This window comes from Acidithiobacillus sp. TH-A117 (genome assembly GCF_057473465.1).
Genome location: NZ_JBYCKQ010000010.1, coordinates 1 through 10,808 on the forward strand (window position 1 = coordinate 1; position 10,808 = coordinate 10,808).

General features: G+C 57.6%; 10 protein-coding genes. 9 read left to right on the forward strand and 1 reads right to left on the reverse strand.

All coding sequences use genetic code 11. The features are described from left to right. The first annotated feature begins 13 nt into the window (after positions 1-13). From infB to AC2VLR_RS01705, 6 genes are all read left to right on the forward strand, one after another. Positions 14-2,620, forward strand: a complete 2,607-nt coding sequence (infB, locus tag AC2VLR_RS01680) for a translation initiation factor IF-2 (protein WP_486880579.1) — start codon at positions 14-16, stop codon at positions 2,618-2,620. 9 nt (positions 2,621-2,629) lie between these two features. After that, positions 2,630-3,013 carry a ribosome-binding factor A gene (locus tag AC2VLR_RS01685; RefSeq protein ID WP_101536680.1) on the forward strand — a complete coding sequence of 128 codons (384 nt, stop codon included), beginning with the start codon at positions 2,630-2,632 and terminating at the stop codon, positions 3,011-3,013. Between the two features lie 2 nt (positions 3,014-3,015). Further along, positions 3,016-3,897 (forward strand): tRNA pseudouridine(55) synthase TruB, encoded by an 882-nt coding sequence (gene truB / locus AC2VLR_RS01690; protein WP_486880580.1) that lies wholly within the window; start codon positions 3,016-3,018, stop codon positions 3,895-3,897. A gap of 39 nt (positions 3,898-3,936) precedes the next feature. Beyond that, positions 3,937-4,206 carry a 30S ribosomal protein S15 gene (gene rpsO, locus AC2VLR_RS01695; protein WP_101536682.1) on the forward strand — a complete coding sequence of 90 codons (270 nt, stop codon included), beginning with the start codon at positions 3,937-3,939 and terminating at the stop codon, positions 4,204-4,206. Positions 4,207-4,216: 10 nt separating this feature from the next. Beyond that, positions 4,217-6,295, forward strand: coding sequence for a polyribonucleotide nucleotidyltransferase (gene pnp / locus AC2VLR_RS01700; protein ID WP_486880581.1), 2,079 nt, complete (start codon positions 4,217-4,219; stop codon positions 6,293-6,295). A gap of 133 nt (positions 6,296-6,428) precedes the next feature. Continuing rightward, positions 6,429-7,676: a M16 family metallopeptidase gene (locus AC2VLR_RS01705; RefSeq protein ID WP_486880582.1), complete on the forward strand. Its 1,248-nt coding sequence runs from the start codon at positions 6,429-6,431 to the stop codon at positions 7,674-7,676. An 8-nt stretch (positions 7,677-7,684) separates the two neighbouring features. Here the strand turns inward: AC2VLR_RS01705 and gloB are convergent, their stop codons facing one another. Next, positions 7,685-8,434 (reverse strand): hydroxyacylglutathione hydrolase, encoded by a 750-nt coding sequence (gene gloB / locus AC2VLR_RS01710; protein ID WP_486880583.1) that lies wholly within the window; start codon positions 8,432-8,434, stop codon positions 7,685-7,687. A 102-nt stretch (positions 8,435-8,536) separates the two neighbouring features. Here gloB and AC2VLR_RS01715 point away from each other — a divergent pair, with 102 nt between their 5' ends. The 3 genes from AC2VLR_RS01715 to dnaQ are packed head-to-tail and all read left to right on the forward strand — an operon-like array spanning position 8,537 to position 10,536. Beyond that, positions 8,537-9,319 carry a class I SAM-dependent methyltransferase gene (locus AC2VLR_RS01715; RefSeq protein WP_215842113.1) on the forward strand — a complete coding sequence of 261 codons (783 nt, stop codon included), beginning with the start codon at positions 8,537-8,539 and terminating at the stop codon, positions 9,317-9,319. Positions 9,320-9,331: 12 nt separating this feature from the next. After that, on the forward strand, positions 9,332-9,817 hold the full coding sequence (rnhA, locus tag AC2VLR_RS01720) for a ribonuclease HI (protein ID WP_486880584.1): 486 nt from the start codon (positions 9,332-9,334) through the stop codon (positions 9,815-9,817). Further along, positions 9,799-10,536, forward strand: a complete 738-nt coding sequence (gene dnaQ, locus AC2VLR_RS01725) for a DNA polymerase III subunit epsilon (protein ID WP_486880585.1) — start codon at positions 9,799-9,801, stop codon at positions 10,534-10,536. The genes rnhA and dnaQ overlap by 19 nt, the downstream gene beginning before the upstream one ends. Positions 10,537-10,808: the final 272 nt, after the last annotated feature.

A 10,808-nucleotide genomic window follows, 5' to 3' on the forward strand; every position in this document is an offset into this window, starting at 1 on the left:
GAGAAAGAGGATTATGACGGTAACTGTCGCCAATTTTGCAGCTGAATTAGGTGTAACCCATGCGCGCTTGTTGGAGCAGTTGAATGCTGCGGGCATCAAGAAGAAAACAGCCGATGATCCGGTCACGGAAGAGGACAAGCATCGGCTGCTGGCATCGTTGCGCAGTGCTCACGGAGAAGGCGGAGGTGAGCTGCGGCGCATCACGCTGAATCGTACCAGTACCTCGGAAATCAAGCAGTCCGTGGGCGCGGGAAAATCCCGCACGGTGCAGGTGGAAGTCCGCCGCAAGCGGACCTATGTCAAACGCGAAGTGGCCGTGGATGAGCCTGTCGAGCAGACGCCTGTAGTTGAAACTCCTCTGGCGGAGATAGTGCCGGAAACGGTGCAATTGTCTCCTGAACCGGAAGCGGCCACTCCCGTCGCCGTGCCAGTTGTCGAGCCGGTTACAGCGGTGGTTGAGGTTGCCGCAACCGAGCCGGAAAAACCCGAAGAAGCAGTCGTGCCCGAAGCTCCCCGGGCAGAAACTGCACGCGCCACGGAGAACAAGCCGCGCGCTGAGCGGCAGCCTGGAGAACACCCTGCTTCTGAACGGGCTGCGCCGGAGCGGAGTCTTGCGTCTGTCAATGAGCGTCCGCGTCCTGCCGTAGCTGCCCCTGCTAAAGCCCCGGCAAGCCCGCCGCGTGGTAAAAAAACCGGTCCGGCTGGTCGCAGTGATGACGATCGTTCTGGTGCCGGACGGCGTGGCGTGCGTCGCAATGAGGATGGCGGCAATGCCGAGGCTCTGGCTCGCCGCCGCAAGCCCGGAGACAAGAAAAATCGCAATCGTGGCGGGCAGATGGGCAGTGAGGCCATTATGGCACCGGTCATCCGCGAAGTAGCTGTTCCGGAAACCATTACCGTGGGTGAGTTGGCCAGCCGCATGGCGATCAAGGCCACCGATGTCATCAAGGCCATGATGAAAATGGGGGTGATGGCTACCATCAATCAGGTGATTGACCAGGAAACGGCGGCTATTGTCGTCGAGGAACTGGGGCACAAGGTCAAAATGGTTGCCATGACCAGTCCTGAAGCCTTCCTGATGGATGAAAGCCAGTCGGAAGCTCCGATCATGTTGCGCCGGCCTCCCGTGGTTACGGTGATGGGGCACGTGGATCATGGTAAAACCTCGCTGCTTGATCGTATCCGTTCTGCCCAGGTCGCCAGTGGTGAAGCGGGCGGCATTACCCAGCATATTGGCGCTTACCATGTAGAAACGCCGAAAGGGATGGTGACCTTTCTCGATACCCCGGGTCACGAGGCGTTTACGGCCATGCGTGCCCGTGGCGCCCAGGCTACGGATATTGTGGTGCTGGTGGTGGCTGCCGATGATGGCGTCATGCCCCAAACCATTGAAGCCATTCACCATGCCAAGGCGGCGCAGGTGCCCATCGTGGTGGCAGTCAACAAAATCGACAAACCGGGTGTGGATCCTGAACGCATTCGTCAGGAACTGGCCGGTCATGAGGTGGTGCCTGAAGAATGGGGTGGTGACACCCAGTTTGTGAATGTGTCGGCCAAGGCGGGTCTGCATATTGATGATCTGCTCGACGCTATTTTGCTGCAGGCGGAAATGCTGGAACTGGATGTCCAGAGTAATGGTCCCGCCAAGGGCGTGGTCATCGAATCGCGGCTGGATCGTGGGCGTGGCGTGGTGGCCACCGTGCTGGTGCGGCAGGGAACCCTGCATGCCGGAGATATGCTCCTGGCCGGTGCTCAGTTCGGGCGTATCAAGGCACTGGTCAACGATGCCGGGCAGAATACTCAGGATGTCGGGCCTGGTCTGCCAGCCGAAGTCCTCGGGCTCAGCGATGTTCCTCATGCTGGCGACGAGGTTGTGGTCGTGGCCGACGAACGCAAGGCCCGGGAAGTAGCATTGTTCCGGCAGGGCAAATTCCGCGATGTGCGTCTGGCCAAAAACCAGAAGGCATCGCTGGAAAGTCTCTTTGAAGCAGCCGCAGATGGTCAGTTGCAGCAGTTGAACTTGCTGATCAAGGCTGACGTGCAGGGTTCGGTGGAGGCCTTGACCACGACACTGGAACGCCTTTCTACCTCCGAGGTGAAGGTCACGGTCATCCATTCGGGGGTCGGGGGCATTACGGAATCGGACGTGAATCTGGCGGCCGCATCCCAGGCGGTGGTGATCGGTTTCAACGTCCGGGCCGAAGCTCAGGCCCGGCGTCTGATTGAAAGTACCGGCGTGGATGTCCGCTATCACAGCGTGATTTATGACGCAGTGGATGAAGTCAAGGCGGCCATGAGCGGGATGCTGGCTCCGGAAATTCGTGAAAAAATCATTGGTCATGCCGAAGTGCGGGAAACCTTCCGGGTTCCCAAGGTGGGGACCATTGCCGGGTGTATGGTGACTGATGGTGTAGTGCGGCGGAATGCCAAGGTCCGGGTGCTGCGTCAGGATGTGGTGATTCACAGCGGTGAAATGGATTCGCTACGCCGCTTCAAAGACGACGCCAAGGAAGTCCGGGAGGGTTTCGAGTGCGGTATCGGTCTGCGTAATTTCAATGACCTCAAGAACGGAGACGTGATTGAGGCCTACGAAACCACTGAAGTCGCGCGTACGGTCTAGGAGTTGGCGTTGCAGCATACACATCGTGCCTATCCGCGTGGCGCTCGGGTTTCTCACCTGCTGCGTGAAGAAATCGCGGCCCTGTTGCGGGAGTTGCACGGCTTGCCAGCAGATCTGACACTCTTGCCGCCTACTATTACCATGGTCGATCTGCCTGCGGATATGCGTTCGGCGACGGTGTTCTTTTCCTTGATGGATGGTCCCGAGCACGCCGAGCGGGTGCGGCATGCGCTGGATGCCCGGGCGGGTGAGATGCGCCAGATCTTGGGGAAGCGTCTGGCCCTGCGGCGCATTCCACCGCTGCATTTTATCTATGACGCCCGCTTTGATCGGGGCGCGGAAATGGCTGAAATTCTCGCTCATTTGCCGCCTGCCCCAGACGAGGAGGTGTGAATATGTCCTGTCAGCACGGGCTGCTGCTCCTCGATAAACCGGAGGGTTTGACTTCCAACGCGGCCCTGCAACGGGCCAAGCGGATTCTCGGCGTCAAAAAGGCGGGGCACACTGGTAGCCTGGATCCTATTGCCACCGGGCTGCTGGTATTGCTCTTCGGTGAGGCCACCAAGGTATCTGATTACATCCTCAATGCCGACAAGTCCTACCGGGCAACCCTGCGACTGGGGCAGACGACCAGTACCGGTGACCGCGAAGGCGAAATTCTGGAAGATAAGCCGGTGGCAGTGAACCGCGCTGACGTGGAAGCCATCCTTCCCCGTTTTCTCGGTGAAATTGCCCAGATTCCGCCCATGTATTCCGCCATCAAGCAGGGTGGCAAGCCCCTCTACGAACTGGCACGTAAAGGCATTGAGGTAGAAAGAGCGCCGCGTCAGGTACGCATAGACGGTTTGCGACTGGTGGCATTGAGCGATAAGCGTCTGGTGGTGGATGTCGATTGTTCCAAAGGCACCTATATTCGCAGTCTGGCCATGGATCTGGGTGCCGCCCTGGGTTGCGGCGCTCATGTCGAAGAGTTGCGGCGAACCGTCACCGGCCCTTTTCGTATTGAGGACGCATTGACGCTGGATGCCCTTGCGGAGAGTCAGCAAAAAGGGGAATGTCCTTTGAAGGCCATGGATCTGGCACTGGAGTATCTGCCTGCCGTTACCCTTACGGAGAACACCGCTTATTATTTGCGTCAGGGACAGGGAGTGGTGGTCGCCCACGCTCCCTCCCTGGGACGCATTCGCCTCTACGGTCCGGGTGCACAGTTCCTGGGTTTGGGAGAGGTTATGGACGACGGAAAGGTGGCGCCGCGCCGCCTCATGAGCGTAAACTAGGGAGTATTGTTTTTTCAGAAGTTCCGAGGAGAAGGAATTATGTCGTTGTCGCGTGAAGTCAAAGCAGAAGTAGTTCAGGGTTATGCGACCCATGCCGGAGATACGGGCTCGCCGGAAGTTCAGGTAGCCCTGCTCACCACTCGTATTGAAGGATTGGCCGATCATTTCAAAAGCAACAAGCATGATCATCATTCCCGTCAGGGCTTGTTGAAGATGGTGGGTCAGCGTCGCAAGCTGCTCGATTATCTCAAGAAGCGGGATGTGAACCGTTATCGTACGTTGATTGAGCGTCTGGGTCTGCGCAAGTAAGGAGAAGGTTTTGGCCATCATTCGGAAAGAGTTGGATTTCGGCGGGCAGCGCCTGCAGTTGGAGACGGGCCGCATGGCGCGTCAGGCCAATGGAGCAGTGCTGGTATCCAGTGGCGATACGGTGGTACTGGTGACGGCCGTAGGCCGCCGAGAAGTCAAACCGGGCCAGGATTTCTTTCCGTTGACGGTCAATTATCAGGAAAAAGCCTATTCCGCAGGGAAGATTCCCGGTGGGTTCTTCAAGCGGGAAGGGCGGCCGACGGAAAAGGAAACCCTCACTTCCCGTTTGATTGATCGCCCCATCCGTCCCCTGTTTCCGACAGGATTCATGAATGAAGTGCAGGTGATTGCAACCGTCCTTTCCGTGGATCGGGATCAGGATCCGGACATCCTGGCCATGGTCGGCGCTTCCGCCGCTCTGGCCATTTCCGGAATTCCTTTTCAGGGACCGCTGGGCGCCGCGCGGGTGGGATACATCAACGGCCAATATGTGCTGAATCCCGGCTATGCGCAATTGGCCGAATCGCAGCTGGATCTGGTGGTGGCCGGTACCCGCCATGCGGTATTGATGGTGGAATCCGAAGCCCAGCAGCTCTCTGAAGAGGTCATGCTGGAGGCGGTGATGTATGGTCACGCGGGGTTCCAGCCGGTGATTGAAACCATTGCCGCCCTGGCCAGCGAAGTGGGCAATCCTGCCTGGGACTGGGTAGCTCCCGTTGCTGATGCAGCCCTGGGTGAGGCCGTGCAGGCCAAGGCCTCGGGCTTGTTGCAGGAAGCCTATTCCCTGGTGGAAAAACAGGCCCGCAGCCAAAAACTCGAAGCCATCCAGCAGGCCATGGTGGCGGAATTTGCCAGCGAAGATGCCCAGCGTGCCGATATGGTGCGGACTTTCGTCAAGAAAATTGAAACCGGCATTGTCCGGGGCCGGATTCTCGATGGAGCGCCGCGTATTGACGGGCGCGACACCAAAACCGTGCGGCCCATTACCATTGAGGCGGGAGTATTGCCCCGCACCCATGGTTCGGCACTGTTTACCCGGGGAGAAACCCAGGCATTGGTTATCGCCACCCTGGGGACCAAGGGCGATGAGCAGATCATTGATGCCTTGCAGGGGGAAAGTCGGGACCGCTTCATGCTCCATTATAATTTCCCGCCATTTTCCACGGGCGAAACCGGCATGGTGGGTTCTCCCAAGCGTCGGGAAATTGGCCATGGACGGTTGGCAAAAAGAGCCATAGCGGCCGTATTGCCGGAACCTTCCGAATTTCCTTACAGCTTGCGGGTGGTTTCGGAAGTGCTCGAATCCAACGGATCGTCCAGTATGGCTACGGTCTGTGGTGCCTCTCTGGCCTTGATGGATGCTGGTGTACCGCTGAAGGCACCGGTAGCCGGAGTCGCCATGGGGCTGATCAAGGATGGTGAGCGCTTTGCGGTACTGACCGATATTCTCGGTGATGAAGATCATCTTGGCGATATGGACTTCAAGGTGGCCGGAACAGAACAAGGCGTTACGGCCCTGCAGATGGACATCAAAATTGATGGGATTACCCGCGAAATCATGGCGAAGGCCTTGCAGCAGGCCCATGCCGGACGGATCCACATACTGGGTCTGATGAATGCCGTGCTCGGCAAGGGACGAGTGGAACTTTCGGATAACGCGCCACGCATTATCACCATGCACATCAATCCGGACAAAATCCGCGATGTGATCGGACCGGGAGGTAAGGTCATCCGCGCCCTGACCGAAGAAACTGGTGCTGCCATTGATATTCAGGATAATGGTACGGTGACCATTGCTACGGTGGACAGTGAGGCGGGTGCTACCGCGCGGCGGCGGATCGAACTGCTGACCGCCGAAGTGCAGGTGGATACCATTTATGACGGCAAGGTTGCCAAGATTATGGACTTCGGCGCTTTTGTGACGATTCTGCCGGGTCGTGACGGCCTTTTACATATTTCCCAGATCAGCAGCGAGCGGGTCAGTGATGTGCATGACTATCTCAAGGAAGGGCAGGCCGTACGGGTCAAAGTCCTGGAAGTGGATCGTCAAGGTAAAATCAAGCTGAGTATGAAGGATATTACCCAATAATTCCTGGCTTGCATTTCCTTTGGTATCAGCGCAGGGGTGGACTGCAGGTGTCCACCCCTGCTTGCATTTTCTGCCTGCGCGGGAAAGACATGCAAAAACTTTTCCATTGTCGCATGAACGGGTATGTATTGCTGTGAATAAAACTGTGGAAGCTTCGGTGACTACCCTGGATAACGGGGTGGTGGTGTTGAGCGAGCGCTTGCCGGGCCGGCAGAGTGTGGCTCTGTCCCTGACTCTGGGTAATGGCAGTCGGGATCAGCAAGACGATGAAAATGGGTTTGCCCATTTGCTGGAACACATGCTGTTTAAAGGCAGCAGCGAAAGAGATGGTGATGCCCTGAATGCCGCGATGGAATCCCTGGGAGGGACCATCAATGCGTTTACGGATCGTGAGAGCACGGTGTTTCATGGAACCGTGCTGGCAGAAGATGCACGGGATGCTTTTGCCTTGCTCAGTGAAATGCTGACCCGGCCACGCTTTGCCCATGAGGATTTGCGCCTGGAAAAACAGGTGGTGGCTCAAGAAGCGGCCATGGCCGCTGAAGACCTGGAAGACTGGGTTCAGGAACGCGCCCTGCTGGAAATTTGGGGTGAACATCCTCTGGCCTGGCCGGTACTGGGCAAGGCTCAGTGTATTCGTACAGCCAGCCGCAAACGCCTGCAGGCCTACCATGAAAGAGTACTGACGGAAGCGCCTCTGATTATCACTGCTGTAGGGGATGTGGTACATGAACAGTACTGTGAGTGGGCGCAGCAGGCCTTTCCGGGAGGGCGACGTCCCGCCCCGGTGATGAATCCCCGCGTACCGCCACAATTTCAGTCCGGCACAAAAACTATTCGGCGGACTGAGGCGCGTCAAGCCCATCTGGTCTGGATGGCCCCTTCCTGTGCGGTAGAGTCGCCGGACTATCTGGCGCATGTGCTGGCCAATGCCATTCTGGGTGGAGGTACGGCCTCTTATTTGTTTCGCGAGTTACGGGAAAGACGCGGTTTGGCATATCAGGTGTTTTCCCATCTGGATGCCTTGCGCGACTGCGGCGAGTGGTCCTTGTACATAGCCACTCCCGAAGACAAGGCCCGTGAAGCAGGCAAGGCTATGGCGGAAGTGTTGGCGAAGCTTTTAAGGGAAGGCCCGAGCCCGGCAGATATGGATTGGGCCAAACGCAGCCTGCGGATCCAGTTGTTACTGGGCCAGGAAGATGCCGAACTGCGCATGAGCCGGCTGGCGCGGCAATGGTTGTATCTGGGGCGTTTGCATTCCGCTGAAACCTCCTTGCAGCAGCTGGAGGCTGTGGATGCCGCCATGGTGCGCCGGGTATTGAGGGCGGCTTGGGAACAACGCTTTGAACTCCACTGTCTCCCATCCCGTCGGCCAGGCTGAAAGCGCTGCTAAAACTGGTCTTTCCAGCGCCGCAGGGCGGTGAATACCGACAAGGGGCGGCCGTCACAGTCCGGATCAAACTGTCGGGCACTGGCGATCGGCGCGGGCAGATGACAGCGTAAAAAGGGATTGCTGGCACATTCCAGGCCAATGCTCGACGGCAAGCTGGGTTCGCCGGCATCGCGTTGTTGGCGGACAAGCATTTGGCGCTGCTGAATGACCGGGTTTTCCGGATCAACCAAGGCGGCAAAGCGCAAATTATTCTGGGTGTATTCATGGGCACAATAGACGCGGGTGGCAGCAGGAAGGGCGGCCAGTTGTTGCAGGCTTTGAAACAGCATTTCAGGAGTCCCTTCAAATAGCCTGCCACAACCAGCGGCAAAGAGGGTATCGCCACAAAACAGCGACTGATTCCAGACATAGGCGAGATGATCCCGGGTGTGGCCAGGCACTTCGATAACATTGAGTTCGGCTGAAGCAATGGTCAGCTTGCCAGCATGAACCGGGTGCGTGAGGGCCGGAATGCGGTCATTGGCGCCATAGACAGGAATTGCAAAATGCCTGGCCAGCGCCGCTACCCCACCCGTATGGTCCGGATGGTGGTGGGTACATAAAATGGCTGTTGGCTTCATCTGGCGTTGTTCCAGCCAGGACAAAACCGGATCGGCGGTGCCGGGATCGACTACCCAGATTCCGGCGCGGCTCTCCAGCACATAAATGTAATTATCGGCAAAAGCAGGAATGAAATGCACAGACATGTTTGGTTCTCGGCACAAGCGCGTTACCATAAGCCTACTCTGGTAATGCTTTGGGGTCACGTAAGCTGGTGTGCCTGGATATTGTGAAGCGGTTGAACTGAAATGGCGGGTCGCGGGCGGCGGAGTCGACCCCAGGAACTACGCGCGGCAGTCTGGTGGGACAGCGGCGCGGGGCAACTGCTGTTGGACCGCGCCCGGGATATTCTGCCGCGCTGGATTGATCGTCTGCAGCCCGAAAGCATTTTGCAACTGGGGCAGCCGGTGTTCTGGGGAATGCCTCCCGGCACCGGGCGCACCTGGGTGTTACTGAATGATGGCTTTGCTTTCCCCACAGAAGCTTATTTACAGGCCTACGGTGCTTGTCAGGAGATGCCTTTTGCGGCCATGCGCTTTGATCTGGTCATTGTGCCTTTTTGCCTGACGCGCATGAGTGATCCCGAAGCTGTGCTGGAAGAATGCTGGCGGGTGCTGCGGCCCGAGGGCCATGTGTTGATCATGGATTTCAATCCTGGCGGTAGTCTGAGTTTCATGCGGCGCTGGCGTTTGTGGCGGCGCGACCGCGCCTGGCCCTGGCGGCGCCCCTTTCTGCCCCTCGGCAAACTGCGCCACCTTCTCGAAACCCAGGATTTTATCTTACGGGAGGGCCGTTATTTCCAATATACCCTGCCCGGTCTGGAGAAAAACGCCCAGTGGATGGAGTTGATGGGCGATCGCTGGTGGCCTGCAGGCGCCAATGCCTATTTGTTACTGGCGCAGCGTCGCGATCCAGAGCGGCCTCTGGTCGGCGCAGTGACCCCGGTCAAAATGCGTCGGGAGCGGCGCAAGCTGCGCTCCGAAGCGCCGGCAGCTTATGATCCTCTGAATCAGGATGCCGGGCAGTCATAACAGGGATTCATCATGTCTGAAAAAATCGTGGAATTGTTTACAGATGGCGGCTGTCGGGGAAATCCGGGCATCGGTGCCTGGGGAGCATGGTTGCGCCGGGAAAATCAGGAAAAGGTCCTCTGGGGATTTGAGCCGGAAAGTACCAATAATCGTATGGAATTGACGGCGGCTCTGCGCGGTCTCGAAGCCCTGAAGCGTCCTACCAGGGTGCAGGTTGTCAGCGATTCGCGTTATTTGCGCGACGGCATGACCCAATGGTTAGCGGGCTGGCAAAAGCGGGGCTGGCGCACGGCAGGGGGTGATCCGGTAAAAAATCAGGATATTTGGGAGCGTCTGGTGCAGGTGGCCGCACCCCATCAGATCGAATGGGTCTGGGTACGCGGTCACTCGGGCCATGCTGAAAATGAGCAAGTCGATGCCTTGCTCAACCGGGTGATGGATCAGTACGGGGCAGGCAAGCAGCGTCAGGAGGGGGAAGGATGGCTTTACGACAAATAGTGCTGGACACCGAAACCACTGGAATTGACTGGAAACAGGGGCATCGGGTGATTGAAATCGGCGCCGTGGAGTTGATCGACCGGCGTCTGACCGGCAACAATTATCAGCAGTATCTCAACCCCCAGCGCGGTAGTGATCCCGAGGCGCTGCGCGTGCATGGACTTACGGATGATTTTCTGGAGGATAAGCCACTTTTTGCCGAAGTGGTGGATACTTTTCTGGAGTATCTGGGGGATGCCGAGCTGATCATTCACAATGCCCCCTTTGATCTGGGCTTTCTCAATCATGAACTGGCGCTCGTGAAAAAAGCTCCCCTCAGTCACAAGGTGATGGATACCTTGCTCGATGCCCGACGTCGTCATCCCGGACAGAAAAATGATCTGAACAGTCTGTGTCGTCGCTATAACGTCGATAACAGCCACCGTGAACTCCATGGCGCCTTGCTGGATTGCGAAATTCTTGCCCTGGTGTATCTCGGCATGACGGGAGGGCAGGTGGATATGATGGGCCTCTTGAGTGGCAGTGATGCCCAGTCTGGAGCAGAATCCGCTCTGGCCGCGCCTGCTGCTGTATTGCTTCCGGATATGGCCGAAAAAAGCGCTGCCGGGGTATCGTCGCGGCGCGGATTGCGCATCATTCGGGCCAGTGCCGAAGAATCCACACTGCACACACAATATTTGCAGCGTCTGGGTGAAAAAGCCCTATGGCATGAGGATTAAAAAATAAGCCGTGAGCGGACTTTTTGATAAGGCCCGCTGCTGCTTGCTCGGATCAGGCTGGATGCTCGTGTTAACGGACAAAATAGTATCATCCTGGCTTCTCGCGGATTCCCCAGGATTTCTGCTACGCGACGTGCTCCTTATCCCCATTGGTAGGTAAGCAGCGGAAGCTGTTCATTGCTTACGTTGGAGAGTGGGTACAATACTCGGCTACTGCTGATGACGTGGTCGAGCTACATCGGCTTCCAGAAGCATGCGCACGTAGCGGGTGT